The organism is Rhodococcus sp. WS1, from assembly GCF_003797745.1.
Taxonomy (GTDB): domain Bacteria; phylum Actinomycetota; class Actinomycetes; order Mycobacteriales; family Mycobacteriaceae; genus Rhodococcus_F; species Rhodococcus_F erythropolis.
Genome location: NZ_RKLZ01000001.1, coordinates 595,672 through 611,738, shown reverse-complemented (window position 1 = coordinate 611,738; position 16,067 = coordinate 595,672). Strand labels below are relative to the sequence as shown.

Here is a 16,067-nt window from a genome sequence, read left to right as displayed (position 1 = left end):
TGAAAACCACACAGTTGAAACACAATGGGAGCTCAATGATGAAGTCCACACCGCCCCTCGCGATACGGAGTTGGCGACGATTCGTCGCCATCGCAGGGTTGCTGATCGTCGCACTCGTGGCGATGATCGGTTGCAGTAGCGATTCGAACGACGAACCGACCAAGGCTGCAGAGCCCACGACGCGCGTGATCGAAACCGAAAAGGGCTCGGTCACCGTGCCCGCGTCGGCGGAGCGCATCGTGGTTCTGAGCGGCGGTCTCGCCGGATACCTGTACGCCCTGGACGCACCGGTGGTTGCCACCGATACCCGCGTCCTCGGTGTCACGAACCTCGACGGTGGATTCCCGCCGGCATGGTCGGATGCCGCAAAGGCGCAGGGCACCAAGGAATTGCCGGCCGGCGAGCAGCTCAACATCGAAGCCGTCGCGGCGGCTGAACCCGACCTGATCATCGGCGGTGGACAGGGCATCACCTCGGTTCAGGCCGAGGAACTCTACGACCAGCTGACTGCTATCGCACCCACCGTGTTGGTCCCCAAGACGGTTGCCAACTGGGACAAGCAGCTCGAGATCGTCGCCGATGCCGCAGGTCGTTCGGACAAGGTTCCGGCACTGATCAGCGCGTACGACGACAAGGTCAAAGAGGTCAAGGGCAAGATCAAGGTTCCCGAGGGCAACGTCGTCTACATTCTCTCGCTCGCCAACAACAAGCCGTACCTCGTGCCGCCGACGGCAGCGCTCCCCGCAATGCTCGCCGAGCTCGGTTTCAAGGCCGACGACGTCATGGCCAAGGCCGGCAACCCGCAGCTCTTCGGCTCGGGTGACTCGTTCGAGGTCAGCCCGGAACTGCTCTCGCAGGTCGCCGATGCTCCTGTCGCCTTTGTGATTCCGGTGTCCGGTCGCCCGATGGCCGAACTTGCCACCGATCCGCTCTACTCGCAGCTGCCGTCCTTCAAGGCAGGCACGACGTTCGAGCTCCCCGCCACCAGCTACCGTCCTGACTACGACGGCGCAATGGCTACGCTCGACCTGATCGGCCAGACCTTCGCATGACTCGATTCGGTGGGCTGGTGATCGATGTTTCACCGTTGCGGACCAGCCGTCCATTCAGGTACGCGTTTTCCGCGCGATTGATCTCGCTGCTCGGGATCGGACTGCTCGTCGTAGCCGTTCCCGCACAGACGTACCAGCTCACCGGCTCGACCTTGCAGGTTGCCGGAGTGTCCACGGCGATGGCCATCGCCATGTTCTTCGGCAGCCTGTTCGGCGGTGTGCTCGCTGATCGTTACGACCGGCGACGCACCATCCAGTTGGCCCGCAGTGCTGCGGGTCTCGGCTTTGTCATTCTCGGGTGCAATGCGCTCTTGCCACACCCGTCGATGTGGGTCATCTACGTCGCGGCAGCCGTCGACGGCTTGGCCGGCGGTGTCAGCAGCTCGGCCTTGATGGCTTTGATGCCGACGTTGTTGCCGCGCAACAAGATGGCTGCGGCCGGCGCTTTGGTAGCGCTGACCACCGACATCGGGACGATGATCTCGCCGGCAATCGCCGGCGTGATCATCGCCTCCGGCGGCATCCCCGCGACACACTTTGTTGCTGCGGTGGCCACCGCAGCAACTGTCACGTTGTTCCAAGCCATCGGCCCTTCCCCTGCACCGGGCACGAATCACGAAAGCCCGATGCGCGCGCTTGTGACCGGCGTGAAATTCGCCGGCACGCACACAGTCATTCGCGGCATCCTGATCAGCGGACTGTTGGTCATGTTCGTCAGCGGGCCTATGGTGTTGCTGCCTGCCTTCGTCGACCAGGTTCTCGGCGGCGGACCCACCATGCTCGGTCTGCTCTACGGCGCCCCCGCTGTCGGCGCTGTGGTCGGTTCCCTCACCAGCGGGTGGACGGGACGAGTCCACCGCAACGGCGCCGCGATGTTGATCTCTGTTGCGCTGATGCCTCTCGGCCTGGTGGTACTGGGTGCGTCGGGAGCAGCGATTGTCGCGTTCCTGGGCCTGGCCGGATTCGGCCTCGGCCGCGCACTCAACGACATTCTGAGATTTGCAGTCCTTCAACAGAACACGCCGGACGAATTGCGCGGACGCGTGTCCAGTCTGTGGATGGTGCAAGCCGTCACGGGTACGGCGATCGGTTCGATGGCAGCCGGGTTCCTCGGGCAGTGGCTCGAGCCTGGCGCCGCGCTACTGGTCTTGGGGCTCGCCGGTGTGACACTGGGCCTGGTGCTCCTGGCAGCATTGGGTTCGGTGCGCCGGGTAACTTCGGAGATCAACGAAGTCGATCTCTCCGAAAACACTGTGCCGGTGGGGAATGCTCCGCCGGAAAAGGAAGGTAGTTCATGAACCGAGGAGACCACCTCGCGACCATCGCCGAAGTTCTGGCGGGAACCACCGGCGCAAAAGTGCCGTACCCCATCGGCATTCGCGAACTCGAAGTTGTTCGCAGCGAAATGGTCGGGACCGGACTGTTGCGTCTGACCTTGGGTGGACCGGAGTTGGCGGGCTTCGAATCGCACGCTCCCGACGAGCATGTCCGCCTGGTGTACCCGGATGCAGACGGAACTTTGCGTCTACCCGAACGCGACGGATTCAGCCTGAAGTGGCCTCGTCCATTGCCGATCTCGCGTGAGTACACCGTCCGTCGATACGACGCCGAGGCGGGGGAGCTGGACCTCGACTTCGCGCTCCACGAAGGTGGGTACGCCTCTGATTGGGCTCAGGCGGCCACCGTCGGCACTCGGGTGCACGTGGCAGGTCCGCCCGGCGGCGTCGTAGTTCCATGGACGTACGATCGCTATCTGCTGGCCGGTGACATCACCGCCCTTCCTGCCATTGCTCGTTGGCTCGAGATGATGCCCGCTGCTGCCGCCGGGTGGGTGTTCGTCGAGATCACCGACCCTTCACAGGAAATCGAACTCACTGTTCCGGAAGGAGTCGAGGTGCGATGGTTGCACCGTGGTGACGTCCCAGCCGGTCACTCGGATCTGCTCGAGCAGGCAGTCCGGACGGTCACCGTGCCCGAAGGTGAGCGCCTCTACGCCTGGATCTCCGGTGAGGCCACCAGTCTCAAGCCGATTCGCAGATTCGTACGCGACGAACTCGGCCTGAGTTCGGGCGACCACCTGATCACGGGCTACTGGAAGCGCGGAGTCGCAGACTTCGACGAGGACGACGACGACCACTGAACATCGGTTGACGCCGGTTTCGGCATCGTCACCGCGACAACGAGTCCGACAATCGCAACGATTGCCGCCACTCCGAAAGCCGTGGCGAATGCCGAGTGCTGGGGAAGGCCGCCGGATGAAGTCGCGCTCGCGATGATCCCGGCGGCAATTTGGGTTCCCACAGCAGAACCCAGCGATCTGGCGATCGTGACTATTGCCGTCGTGACACCTACGCGGTCTGCCGGTGCGCTGTCGGCGGAGATGACGAACACTGCCGTCGACGCGGCGGCAACGCCGGTACCCGCAAGGATCAGCACCACAACGATCTGCCACATCGTGGTTGCAAAGACCCCGGCGGCGCCGCTGAGGCCGAGAGAGGCAACTCCCGCTACCGCAATGGCTTTCGTGCCGACCCGTTGCGCGAGCTTTCCGGAGATCACCGACGCGATGACCGCTGCGCCGTAGCCGACGCACAGCAGGAAGCCGATGGCGCTGGTCGACGCACCGCGGCCGAATCCGCTCTCTGCCGGCACGGCGAGTTGCTGCGGAAGTAGATAGACAACAGCGCCGTAGGTGAACCCGAAAACCACGCCGACGACCACGGCGCTCCACATCGAACGATGCCGCATCATCGTCAGGTCGACCATCGGCTCGGTTGTCCGGCTCTGATACCTGGCCCAGATCGTGAACACGGCAGCGGAAGCGAGAAGCAGCAGCATCGACGTCGGTGCGCCCCACCCGTTGCTCGATGCGCTCGCCAGCCACGCCGTCAGCGTCAACAAGCCCAGAGCCAATCCGGCAGCTCCCGGCCAATCGAGTCGGCCGCCGACGTTCGACATATGATCTCGTGGTGTGCTCACGGCAAAAGCAATTGCGCCGAGCAAAACGAACGCGGTCGGAACTGCATACATCGCGGTGCGTGAGACGTTTTCCGCGACGGGTCCCGCCAGCACGACTCCCAGAGCGCCGCCGGCCACGACGACAGCCCCGAGCAAACCCGTGGCCGTCTTGAGTCGGTCCGAGGACAAAGTGCGTCGTAGGACCACGAAGCTCACGGGCAACAACCCGAGCCCGAATCCCTGGAGAAACTGGCCGAGGACGAACAGCGGGAAGATCGTTGCAAGAGCGGACACGCTGCCGCCCAGGACGACGATTGTCGTGATCGCGAGCAAGGTGGGGCGGGCGCCGTACACGTCGGCTATTCGCCCGGCCATCGGCGTGACGAGAACAGTGCTCAACGTCAGAGCGACGGATGCGAGCGCTCCGACGTCGGCCGTCACTCCGAAGTCTCTCTGTATCAGGGGGAGTGCGGGGACGATGATGCTTTCGAGCGCGGCGACGGCAGCGATCAGCAGGGTCAGGCTTGCGATAGTTGCTACCGGTCGCGGCTGATTTCCGGAGATGCTCTCTGTGGTCATCGTGCTCTCTTTCGATCGGGGAGTGAGGGGCTTCTGGACACGACGAAGCGCCGCCCCAGCAAGAGTCCGGAAGGGTTGTGGCACTGGGTATATAGGTCAGTGCGGTAGAGCGTCTTGTTATTTCGTTACGCGTACCGATATTGTGGAGAAATGTAATCGGATTCAGCGCACAAAGCAAGAGCCGGATGGGGCGGAATTGGCGCGAAGTATCGCGAGACCACAACCGGCAGACTTTCGCTGTTGTGGTCGGTCAGGGTCAGGTGATGTGACGATGAGGCGTATTTCTCGTCGAACATGACGCTGGTCACCAAAAGGGCTCTGCCAGCAGGGAGTTCATCTGCCGGACACATCCAAGGTCCCCGTTTGCATGCCGGGTTTGTTAGCTTTCTGCCTGTGACGCGACGTCACGGAAAGTTCACGAATCACGGAGGATCATCATGGGTTCTATTTCAACGATCATCGGCATCTTCGAGCTCTACAAGCTGCTCGAGCCGCTGCTGAGTTCGCTGAGCTGATTCAGGTGTGATTTCGCTGTCGAGCCGGGGCGCCGAGGGACTCGGCTCGGCAGCGGATCTCGAGGATCCGGCGCGATCAGGACCCGTGGAACGGATGTCGGCACCGGCAGAATTCCATCGCTCCGGTGTAGTGGTCCATCACCAGGATTTCTGCGCACCGAGCGGGCTGCGGTGCGAACCTGAGGCAGCGCTCGATCCAGCCGCGCTCGAGCGAAGGGGCCGGGTGCGCGCAGTTCCCGCATCGGCCGGGACGTTCGGCGACACGTACGGAACCGTGGTGCTCCGGGGGCATGCCAAACATCTTGGTGGTGCGATGTTTCCAGGGCAATGGTTCGGCTCGAGCGGAAGCTATGTCACGAAAGCGCGACGGCGATATGCGAGGACCGAACCCGATGAGGCTGCCCTACCTAGCTACCTGATAGATCCGATTGTCCAGACTGAGTTTTTTGGTGCAAGCTGCGGCTACTGCGCTGACGCCCAGAAATTCTCGGACTATCTGGGCAACGATCATGTGGTTGTAACCGCGAACAGAATCCGATCCGGCTCGCGTTGCATACGGGTGATCGCGACGCGGCCCCCGATCCAAGCACCAAGTGCACCAATCGCAACAGCGACAGGGATGGCGAAATAGTTCACCGGGTTCGGTAGCAGCGCCCCGAGTAGAACGCCGGGCGCCGTTGTCGCGGCGAAGATGACGATGGCGAGGATGATCAGTCCGAAGGACGAGCCGTTGAAGGACCCGCGGGTGTTGAAGGAGAACGTCTTCTTCATCTCCGGAACCGGGTAGGGCGCTTTGGCGGATATCGCCACTACCAATCCTGCACCGACTCCCATCATCGAAATGCCGACGGCGATCGGCACGGCCAGTCGGTCGGTCCCGAGGTCCCCGAAGATCCGTACAGCAGCTGTTGCGACGACCACGAAGGGTGTCATCACGATTGCCCACGCGATTTGTCGGCCCCGGACGTCAGCGGCAGCGGCTTCGGGGATCATCACCAGATGCCAGATCGATGCGCCGTCGAATCCGTACAGATTCGATCCGGCTGCCAATGCCAGGTAGATCAGGAACCAGGCACCCCATGCGGCGGAGAAGGGGATCGATGACGAGATCAGCGGTCCGAAGCCGGAGACCAAGGTCATGATGGCAACGGAGAGCAGTTGTGTTCGTCGGCGCATGTCTCCGTGCCAGAGCGAAAGCTCGCGAGAGATGACGGTGCCCAGTCGGGATGCGCGCCAACCGGTTCGAATGTCGCGGCCCTGGTTCTTCAATTGCACGGAAGTGGCGCCCGCTGATTCTGCGACCTTCCCGTTGAAGTAGCGAACGACCAGGCGTTGCCATGACCACAGCAGTGCGAGATCGACCAGCACCAGGGCGAGGACTGCTCCGGCGGCGAGGAGCCAGGCGCCTCCTGCTGCTGCGTCGACACTGGTGATTCCCCACGCGAACGGTATCGAATGCGCGACCGTGAGCGGCCACGTGACGTCGCCGTCCACGACCGTGCCGAGGCGACTCTGCAGCGGAAATTGCAGCAGATACAGCCCGCCGAAGAACGTGCCGAATGCCAACAGTCCCAGTTCGCGGCTGCGACGACTCCGCAGGAGCTGCGACATCGCCAGCATCGCGACCCGTGAGGTGCCGACAATGAGCAGGACCGTTGCGGGCCAAGCGATAATGGCCAATGGCAGTGCGGCAAGGTGGTGTGTAGCGGCATAAATTGGAATCGCTGCTGCAGCCAACGCGGTAATCGGCACGGTCATACCGACCAGCGACGTCGAGAACAGTGCTCTGGCGAGTCGGACGGGTTTCAGGGGGAGTAGTTGGAAATGTCTGGGGTGAAGATTGTCATCTGACAGACCAGACATGATCGGCATCAGGATCCACATCACGCCGATAGCCGACAGTGCGAGACTGGTTGTGCCGCTGACGAGTTCGGAAGAGCTCGCGCTCGTCCCCGAGGCTTGCAGGCACAGCAGAGCTGCCCCCATAACGCCGAAGAGTGCTGCCACGACTTTGATGACGGCTCTGCCGCCGGTGAATTGACGTTTGTAGAGGGTCACGCGCATGCGGAGAACAGTGCGCCACAGTGAGGTTGGGGCGCTGCGCGTCGTCGGCAAGCTCGTAATGCTCATGCGCGCATCCATGACAGTCCGTCGGGATTGGGACTGCGGCTGCCGACAAGGCGAACGAATGCCTCGTCGAGTGTGCTGCCTGCGCGCACCTCGTCGACCGTTCCTGAAGCCACGACGCGACCGTCTGCGATGACTCCGATGTGAGTACACAGTTGTTCGACAAGGGCCATCACGTGACTGGAAAGAATGACCGAGCCACCTGAGTGGACGAACGAGAGCAGAATGCTCCGAATTCCGGCCGAAGAAATGGGGTCGACAGCTTCGAACGGCTCATCCAGTACCAGTAAGCGAGGGCCGTGCAACAAGGCCGAGGCCAACCCGATTTTCTTCGTCATGCCCGCTGAATAATCGGCGATGACCGTTCCACCTGCATCGGCGAGATCGAGCGCGGCCAACAGTTCGTCGCGTCGTGACGCGATGACGTCCTCTGGCATGCCGCGCAGGCGTCCGAAATAGGTGAGTAGTTCATGGCCGGTGAACTGGGCGGGTAGCGCCAGACCGTCGGGTAGAACGCCGAGCAGACTCTTCGCTGCCACAGGGTCGTTCCACACGTCGTAGCCGTACACCAGGCTGCGACCGTAGTGCGGGCGAAGCAATCCGACAGCCATCGACAGTGTGGTCGTTTTTCCCGCACCGTTAGGGCCCACCAGGCCGAACAACGAACCTGAGGGCACCGCGAGGGAAAGGTCGTTCACAGCAACTTTCGCGCCGAACGCCATGCAGAGGTGTTCCACCTGTAAGGCCATCGGTCCGGGAGGCAACTGGCCTGTCTCGGGGAGAGGGTGCATCGATCGAGGGTAACTGTCCGGAGCCCTGTGCGCGGAGACAGAGCGGAGCGATGCAGGCTGCGTGCACCGAATGTCATTGGTAGGTGGTTGGTCGCGGCATGAGTCGCTGGTTCGCAAGCTGAGCGGATGGCAGGAGTCGAACCTGCGTGGACGGTTTTGCAGACCGCTGCCTTGCCGCTCGGCCACACCCGCATTGATCCAATTATGTTCGTAGTGAACAACAGTCGCCAGGATTGTGATCAGGGTGAATTGATCGCCATGTGACGGATTGTAGGGAAGGCGGTGAACTGGCGGGCTAGGCGCGGGAGAACACCGCGACCAGGAATTCGGAATTGTCCTTGAACGGGCGCAGGTCCCACGTGGACAGCAGCAGATCAGCCTCGAGGCCACTCGCGGCCGCGTCGGCGAGAAACTCGGGGAACTCGTAGCCACGGCCGGCACCGAATCCGATGACCACTCGGCCGCTCGGAGCGAGATGACGAGCAAATCCTGACAATACTGCTTGCCTGGTTGACGGAGCGAGAAACGCCATCACGTTGCCTGCCGACACGATGACGTCGAAATTCGCCTCGACACCGCGGGCCGGTAGATCGAGCTCGGAGAGATCGCCGACAAGCCACGTCGGGCCTGGGTGGTCCTCCTCCGCGGCAGCGATGAGAACCGGGTCAACGTCGACTCCGACAACCACATGCCCGACGTCGTGCAGATAACCGCCGAGTCGGCCCGGCCCGCACCCTGCATCGAGAACCCGGCCACCGCGTCCGAGCATCGCGTCGATCAAACGTGCTTCCCCGACAATGTCCTTGCCGTCCGCTCTCATGGAACGGAAACGCTCGACATATCGTGTGGAATGCGTCGAGTCGGCTGCAGTGATCTCTTCCCACTGGCTGGGGATGCGCTCGTTCGGGGCCTGTGCAGTCATCTTTCGAGGGTACCGACAGCTCACCGGGTGCCGACGACCGTCCCGTCTGCGGCATATCCGACGAGAGTTGGACGCGGGAAGGTGAGCGAGAGGGGAATCCATCCGTAGAAGCGGTCTTCGGCAAGAATTGTCGGATAGATTTGGCCGTCTGCGGTGTGAAGTTCGGCCCGAACGGCACCTCCCGCCCCTGCGTCGTAGGTCGCCTCGTGCGAACCGGCCTCGTACCCGGCGCCGCCCCCGAATGAATCTGCGCCGTACAAGTCGTCGTTCGATCTGCAGCCGTGTCCGAGGCTGATGAATTTCGACGGACCAACCTTGTCGGTCTCGGATGACGTCTCGAAAACCGGGGCGACGCACCTCCAGCCATCAGCGCCGTGGGCAACGAAGACGCTGAACACGGTTCCGTCAGGTCCGGGGATGGACCCGACCCGCTCGGCGGTGGACGGATCTATTCCGCCGTTGGTTCCCGGCATGGTCTGCCAACCCGAGTACATATCCGTAAACGGTTTAGGCATCATCGCCGTGGCAGCAGCGCAGCCCACCATTCCCGCTGCACAGAGCATCGCGACGAGAGCTACGGCGCCTACCCGGCGGCGTGGAACTCTGGGTGTTCCAATGTTGTTTTCGTCAGCGATGATTCGGATGCGAGCGGCAACCTGGACGTTCTCGGGCCAGAGTTCGGCGGAAAGAGAATCGGTCGGCCGCAGCTTCTCGAGGGTGGTCAGCAAATCTTTGCTCATGGAGTACTCCCGTGTTCGGCGGCAGCGCAAGGTCGGGCGGTGTTCATCGGGATCGCGGTGTCAGGTTCTGAAGCCAACCCGGTGCTCAATCGACGCCGAGCGCGAAAGAGTCGAACATGCATGGCTGGAACCGAACACCCGGCGACCCGCGCTGCTTCGGTGGCGGTCAATCCGTCCCAGGCAGTCAGGAGTAGGGCTTCACGCTCGGTGACGGTGAGTGTTGCCAGTGCTTCGAGCAGTTCCGTGCGGTCGGTGACAGTAACGTCGGCGCCCGGCGTCGATGCCGCGATCTGCTCGATTCGTCGCATCTTCTCGGTCAACGCATCGTGGCGCCGAACACTTCGACGGTTGTTGTTCAGGGTGTTTCGAGCCACCACCAACAGCCATGGAAGTGCCTGTTCGGGCACCTCGTCCAAGCGTCGCCAGACAACGAGGAACGTCTCGGAGACAACTTCCTGTGCGCTGTGATGATCAACGTGGCGGCAGGTGTACGCGAACACCCGACCGGCGTAGGCGTCCCACAGGACGGTGAAACGCTCTTCGTCGCTCGGTGGTGGCCCGTCCTCGGATTTCGGCGTCATAAGAAGAGATGTCCGGCTGGTTGCTGATCCTTACAGCGTGGGCGCCAATGGACGGTATGCCGTGTTACTCCGGCCGAGGATTCCGACGGTCAGGAGCAACAACGCAAGGATGTACAGCGTCATGATCCAGATGCCGGCAGCGGCAGGCTGCCACTTGTTCGCCTGACCGAGCAGGATCAGGGCGTCAGAGGTGAGGAACAGTGCGCCGCCGATACCGGTGATCGTGTTGTAGGCCAGTGCGGTGGACGCGGTTCCCACCAGGATTGCGGCGTACACAGGGACGGCAATCCGAAGTGCCGGTTCGAGACCGGTCCAGGCGTACGACACAAGGGCAATTCCGGCAACGGCGTACGCGCACAAAAACCATGGCCGCCTTCGTATCTCCCGAAGCGCGCCGTGCGAGAGAAAGAATCGGATGAAACAGACGTGACCGATCGCGAAGGCGGCCATCCCGATGACAAACGTGGAGTCCCAGATCAGGAACAGGTCTCCGAAAGCGCAGGCAATCAGCGCAGCAGCAACAATCCTCGGCCCGCCTTGGTCGACAACCCAGGCAGCCAGAATCGGCGCGAGCATGACCTTGGTGATCCCGTCCCAGGGCGCAGCATCAGCGGCATTGACGATCAGATGAAGAATCGCTACCGCGGAAAATCCGACAAACCATGGCGACCGGAAGGTACTCGGCAGTCCGGCGTCGCCAACAGATTCACGCATCGGCTCAGTGCACGAAGTCCGCTGCACGCTCGGCGAGATCGAGCGCCGGCTGGGGGAGTATGCCGAGGATGAGCGTTACACCGGCGCCGAGGCCGATCACACTGCTGGTCAGTGCACTTGGCACCACGACGGTCGGTGCGTCTTCCGCCGATTCGGTGAAGAACATCAACACGATCACTCGCACGTAGAAGTAGGCGGCGATCGCGCTGCACAGGACGCCGACGATCACGAGAGGCGCCGCCCCACCCTCGGCGGCCGCGCTGAACACCGCGAACTTTCCGATGAACCCACTGGTCAACGGAATCCCGGCGAAAGCCAGCAGGAACAGTGCAAACACAACGCCGACCAATGGTGAGCGTCTTCCCAATCCGGCCCAACGCGACAGCGCAGCGACCTCACCGTCAGCGTCCCGGACCACACTGACGACGGCGAACGCACCCACGGTGCTGAATCCGTAAGCCAGAAGATAGAACATCGCCGAGGCGAGGCCGGCATCCGAGTCCGCCACCACGGCGGTCAGAATGAATCCGGTGTGCGCGATAGCCGAATAGGCCAGCATTCGCTTCATATCGGTCTGCGTCACGGCAACGATCGATCCGACAACCATCGTGAGAATCGCGACCGCCCACATCAGCGGGCGCCAGTTCACGTATTCATTGGGCAGGGCCACGTAGAAGACGCGAAGGATGGCGCCGAACGCGGCAATCTTGGTCGCAGTCGCCATGAAACTGGTGATCGGCGTCGGCGCCCCTTGATAGACGTCGGGAATCCACGAATGAAACGGAACTGCACCGACTTTGAAAAGCAACCCCACTGCCACCAGGGCCGTTCCGAGCCAGAGGAAGGCGTCGGTGCCCGACCCGATGCGTGCTGCGTCGGCGATACCGGAGAGCGTGACCGTCCCGGCATAGCCGTACAGCAACGCAATTCCGAAAACGAAGAACGCCGACGAAAATGCCCCGAGCAGAAAGTACTTGAGCGCAGCTTCCTGGGAGAGCAGGCGACGTCTGCGTGCCAGACCGCACAGGAGATACAGAGGCAGTGAGAACACTTCGAGCGCAACGAACATCGTCAGTAGATCGTTCGAAGCCGGAAACAGCAACATACCGCCGACCGCAAAGAGCGTGAGCGGAAAGACTTCGGTCTGGGCGATACCGACCTTCACTGCTTCTTGCTCCGCAACACTTCCCGGGACGCTCGACGCTTGAGGGGTGAAACTGCCGAGCGCGTCATGTTGCGCAATCACTTCGGCAGTGTTGCCCGAGCCTCGCTCGGCAATCAGCAGTACCGCGGGGATCGACACAAGAAGGATCGTGGCCTGCAAGAACAGCGTCGGTCCGTCGACCGCAACAGAACCCATCATCGCCGTCGACCGCGTGCCGGCGAGCAGAAGCACTGCCACGAATGCGGCCGCCAAACCTCCGACACCGAGAACGAGCTGCACTGGGTACCGAATACGCCGGGGTGCAAAGGCTTCGATGAGTACCCCGACCACCGCAACACCGAACACGATCAACATCGGCGCGAGCAGGCTGTATTCGATACTGGGTGATGCCGCGTCGGCCGAGCCGAGGATGGTCACGTCGTTGAAGGAACTCATTTGTGGGCACCTCCTTCGTGGTCGGCGACGAGCGGCGTCGGTGCCTCGTAGACGACGGTGTGGCTCACTGCAGGAGTGATGACGTCCAAGGCAGGCTTGGGGTAGATGCCGAGGAGCAGGAGGAGTGCGATCAGTGGGGCGACCACCACGAGTTCGCGTCGCGCGAGGTCGCGGATCGTTCCCTGCCCTTCCTTCACCGGTCCGCCCATCATGCGCTGATAGAGCCAGAGTATGTAGATCGCGGACAGTACAAGCGCGACAGTCGCCGCGATAGCGGCCACGTGGTAGCGCGAGTACGTTCCGATCAGCACCAGGAATTCACTGATGAACGGAGCCAGACCCGGCAGCGACAGCGTTGCCAACCCCGCAACGAGGAATGTGCCGGCCAGGACGGGTGCGACTTTCTGAACGCCGCCGTACGCTGCGATCGATCGTGTACCTCGCTGCGAGACGAGGAATCCCGCGATCAAGAACAGCGCGGCAGTGGAGATTCCGTGATTGACCATGTACAGCGCGGAACCTGCCTGGCTCTGGCTGGTCATCGCGAAGATTCCGAGAATGATGAAGCCGAAGTGTGAAATCGACGTGTAGGCGATCAGTCGCATGACGTCTGTCTGCGCGATCGCCAGTATTGCGCCGTAGACGATCCCGATCACGGCGAGCGTGATGATCCATGGTGCAAAAGTCGACGACGACTCCGGGAACAGTTGCAGGCAGTAGCGAATCATCGCGAAGGTGCCTACCTTGTCCACGACCGCCATCATCAACACTGCTGTCGACGGAGTCGATTCCACCGCGGAGTCCGGCAACCAACTGTGCAGCGGCCAGAGCGGTGCCTTGACCGCGAACGCGAACATGAATCCGAGGAACAAGGCGTTGAGCACCCCGGGTCCGACGCCGAGTTCACCGCTGCTCGCCGCGGACGCGATCGCTCGGAAGTCGAAAGTGCCGCTGGTGAAGGGACTCTCGTCGCGCGTGGTGACCACGTACAGGCCGATGACCGCAGCGAGCATAACCAGGCCGCCGAGGAGGTTGTAGAGCAGAAACTTCACGGCGGCCCGCGATCGGCCAACTCCACCGAACCCGCCGATGAGGAAATACATCGGTATCAGCATTGCCTCGAAGAAAATATAGAACAGGAGAATATCCAAGGCGCTGAACGAAATCATCACCATGGACTCGACAACAAGGATCAGCGCGAAATAGGTGTGCGGCATCCGCTTGGGTGATGCCGGGTCCGCGGGGACGTCGTTCCAGCCCGCGATCAGTAGTAATGGCACCAGCACTGCGGTGAGAAGAACCAGAACGAGTGCGATGCCGTCAAGCCCGAGTGTGTAGCTGGTACCGAAAGCCGGTATCCAGCTGTGGCTTTCGACGAACTGATACTGCTCGCCGCCGCGGTCGAACGCAACTCCGAGACCGGCGGCGATCACCAGGACTGCCACGGACACTGCCAGCGCGAGAGATTTGGCAAATTGGTACGAACGTGCAGGCAGAGCGAGGACAACACCCGCTCCGATGAGCGGAAGCAGCCAGAGCGCCGTCAGCGCAGGGAAGCCGGCATTGGTCACAGAGTCGCTCACCGCCGCTTCGATCACCACAGTGTCACCGCCATCATTGTCGCGACCACGAGTGTTGCTCCGACAAACATCACCAGCGCGTACGAACGAACGAACCCGGTCTGCAGCTTCCGCGTGAGCGTGGACAACCCGGTGACGACCACCGCAAAGCTACCCACGACGCCGCCTATTCCCTTGGTGTCGACCACTTCCAGCGACTTGGTGAGTTGTTGTCCCGGCTTCATGAACACCGCCTCGTTGAAGGCGTCACCGTACAGATCGCGGCGAGCCGCAACGGTCAACGGTGAAACCGGAGTCGGTGCCACCACGGGAATCTCCCGGGTGGCGTACTCGCGATAAGCAATCGCGACGCCGGCGGCAACTGCGAGCAGCGCCAGCGCGGTGATCGACCATGCGGGTATCGGCGGTTCGACGTGATGGGAGCCGACTACCGGTTCCAGCCAGTTCTGCAAGCTGGACCCGATGGTCAGGAGCATGCCGGCCCCGACGGATCCCACCGCCAGAATGATCATCGGAGACGTCATCACCGCCGGAGATTCGTGAGGTTTCTGGTTCTCCCAGCGGGCCTTCCCGAAGAAGGTCATCAGCATCACGCGGCTCATGTAGAAGGCAGTGAGCGCCGCACCCAAGAGCGTGACGATGCCAAGCACAACACCCTTGACGCCGCCCTCGCCGATTGCAACCTCGATGATCTTGTCCTTGGAGAAGAACCCGGCAAACGGCGGAACACCGATGATGGCAAGATATCCGAGCCCGAACGTGACAAAAGTCAGTGGCATGAACGCTCGGAGTCCGCCGTAGCGCCGCATGTCGGTTTCGTCGTTCATCGCGTGCATCACGGAGCCGGCGCCGAGGAACAGGCCCGCCTTGAAGAATCCGTGGGTGATCAGATGAAGGATTGCGAAGGCGTATCCGGCTGGTCCGAGACCCGCGGCCAGGACCATGTATCCGATCTGACTCATGGTCGATGCGGCGAGCGCTTTCTTGATGTCGTCCTTCGCACAGCCGATGATCGCACCGAACAGGAGCGTCACGGCACCGACGATGACAACCACGAGTTGAGCGTCGGGCGCGAGATCGAAGATCGGATTGGAGCGCACGATCAAGTAGACGCCGGCGGTGACCATCGTGGCCGCGTGAATCAGAGCCGAAACGGGGGTGGGGCCCTCCATCGCGTCGCCGAGCCACGACTGCAGCGGCACTTGCGCCGACTTCGCGCACGCAGCGAGGAGGAGCATCAGACCGATCGCCGTCAGGACACCTTCGCTTGCGCCGGACGCGTCGCCGAAGACATTGCTGAACGAGAGCGAGCCGAACGTGCTGAACATCAACATCATCGCGATCATCAATCCGATGTCGCCCACCCGATTGACGACAAAAGCCTTCTTGGCAGCGGTCGCCGCCGACGGCTTGTGCTGCCAGAAACCGATCAGCAGGTACGACGCCAAACCGACGCCTTCCCAGCCGACGTAGAGCCCGAGGAAGTTGTCGGCGAGCACGAGGAGCAGCATCGCAGCGAGGAAGAGATTGAGGTACGCGAAGAACTTACGACGCTCGGGGTCGTGCGCCATGTATCCGACCGAGTAGATGTGGATCAGCGAACCTACACCGGTGATGAGCAGAACGAAACACATCGACAGTTGGTCCAGTTGCAGTCCGAACTCGACCTGAAGACTGTCGACCGGGACCCAACTGAACAGGTGCTCGGTGACGGTGCGGTCGGCGGTGTCGCGGCCGAGCATGGCGATGAAAAACACCACTGCGACGACAAACGACGCGATAGCCATGACGCAGGCAAGCAGGTGACCCCACGCGTTCGTGCGACGACCGGCCAGCAAAAGAACAGCCGCGCCGCACAGCGGCAGGGCGGGGAGCAACCAGATGGCGGACGTGATTCCTCCTGACATA

At 62.2% G+C, this 16,067-nt stretch carries 13 protein-coding genes and 1 tRNA gene; 3 read left to right on the top strand and 11 right to left on the bottom strand.

The features are described 5' to 3' along the window. Positions 1-38 precede the first annotated feature (38 nt). Genes EEB12_RS02750 through EEB12_RS02740 form a run of 3 tightly spaced genes read left to right on the top strand, consistent with a single transcriptional unit; the run spans position 39 to position 3,192 of the window. A complete protein-coding gene (locus tag EEB12_RS02750; protein WP_029538034.1) occupies positions 39-1,052 on the top strand; it encodes a Fe2+-enterobactin ABC transporter substrate-binding protein in 1,014 nt (337 codons plus the stop codon). Beyond that, positions 1,049-2,350: an enterobactin transporter EntS gene (entS, locus tag EEB12_RS02745; protein WP_141487369.1), complete on the top strand. Its 1,302-nt coding sequence runs from the start codon at positions 1,049-1,051 to the stop codon at positions 2,348-2,350. Before EEB12_RS02750 ends, entS begins: the two co-directional genes overlap by 4 nt. Next, positions 2,347-3,192 carry a siderophore-interacting protein gene (locus EEB12_RS02740; RefSeq protein ID WP_060938466.1) on the top strand — a complete coding sequence of 282 codons (846 nt, stop codon included), beginning with the start codon at positions 2,347-2,349 and terminating at the stop codon, positions 3,190-3,192. Before entS ends, EEB12_RS02740 begins: the two co-directional genes overlap by 4 nt. Here EEB12_RS02740 and EEB12_RS02735 read toward each other — a convergent pair. The 11 genes from EEB12_RS02735 to nuoL form a co-directional block, all read right to left on the bottom strand. Further along, positions 3,141-4,589, bottom strand: a complete 1,449-nt coding sequence (locus tag EEB12_RS02735; RefSeq protein WP_141487368.1) for an MFS transporter — start codon at positions 4,587-4,589, stop codon at positions 3,141-3,143. The genes EEB12_RS02740 and EEB12_RS02735 overlap by 52 nt on opposite strands. A gap of 1,022 nt (positions 4,590-5,611) precedes the next feature. Then, the gene (locus EEB12_RS02730; RefSeq protein ID WP_258537429.1) at positions 5,612-7,234 is read right to left on the bottom strand and encodes an ABC transporter permease; all 1,623 of its coding nucleotides are present in this window, start codon (positions 7,232-7,234) and stop codon (positions 5,612-5,614) included. Continuing rightward, positions 7,231-8,022, bottom strand: coding sequence for an ABC transporter ATP-binding protein (locus tag EEB12_RS02725; protein ID WP_070385276.1), 792 nt, complete (start codon positions 8,020-8,022; stop codon positions 7,231-7,233). Before EEB12_RS02725 ends, EEB12_RS02730 begins: the two co-directional genes overlap by 4 nt. A 121-nt stretch (positions 8,023-8,143) precedes the next feature. Continuing rightward, a tRNA-Cys gene (locus EEB12_RS02720) sits at positions 8,144-8,214 on the bottom strand. A gap of 103 nt (positions 8,215-8,317) precedes the next feature. Further along, the gene (locus EEB12_RS02715) at positions 8,318-8,944 is read right to left on the bottom strand and encodes a class I SAM-dependent methyltransferase (protein ID WP_019748160.1); all 627 of its coding nucleotides are present in this window, start codon (positions 8,942-8,944) and stop codon (positions 8,318-8,320) included. Positions 8,945-8,964: 20 nt separating this feature from the next. After that, positions 8,965-9,684: a hypothetical protein gene (locus EEB12_RS02710; protein WP_080910511.1), complete on the bottom strand. Its 720-nt coding sequence runs from the start codon at positions 9,682-9,684 to the stop codon at positions 8,965-8,967. Further along, positions 9,681-10,265 (bottom strand): RNA polymerase sigma factor, encoded by a 585-nt coding sequence (locus EEB12_RS02705; RefSeq protein WP_080910512.1) that lies wholly within the window; start codon positions 10,263-10,265, stop codon positions 9,681-9,683. The genes EEB12_RS02710 and EEB12_RS02705 overlap by 4 nt, the downstream gene beginning before the upstream one ends. A 30-nt stretch (positions 10,266-10,295) precedes the next feature. Further along, entirely contained in the window at positions 10,296-10,979 is a 684-nt protein-coding gene (locus EEB12_RS02700; RefSeq protein ID WP_141487366.1) for a lysoplasmalogenase, read from the bottom strand. A gap of 4 nt (positions 10,980-10,983) precedes the next feature. Next, positions 10,984-12,579: an NADH-quinone oxidoreductase subunit NuoN gene (gene nuoN, locus EEB12_RS02695; RefSeq protein WP_029255227.1), complete on the bottom strand. Its 1,596-nt coding sequence runs from the start codon at positions 12,577-12,579 to the stop codon at positions 10,984-10,986. After that, positions 12,576-14,180 carry an NADH-quinone oxidoreductase subunit M gene (locus EEB12_RS02690; RefSeq protein WP_141487365.1) on the bottom strand — a complete coding sequence of 535 codons (1,605 nt, stop codon included), beginning with the start codon at positions 14,178-14,180 and terminating at the stop codon, positions 12,576-12,578. The genes nuoN and EEB12_RS02690 overlap by 4 nt, the downstream gene beginning before the upstream one ends. Continuing rightward, entirely contained in the window at positions 14,174-16,066 is a 1,893-nt protein-coding gene (nuoL, locus tag EEB12_RS02685) for an NADH-quinone oxidoreductase subunit L (RefSeq protein ID WP_021333588.1), read from the bottom strand. Before nuoL ends, EEB12_RS02690 begins: the two co-directional genes overlap by 7 nt. Position 16,067: the final 1 nt, after the last annotated feature.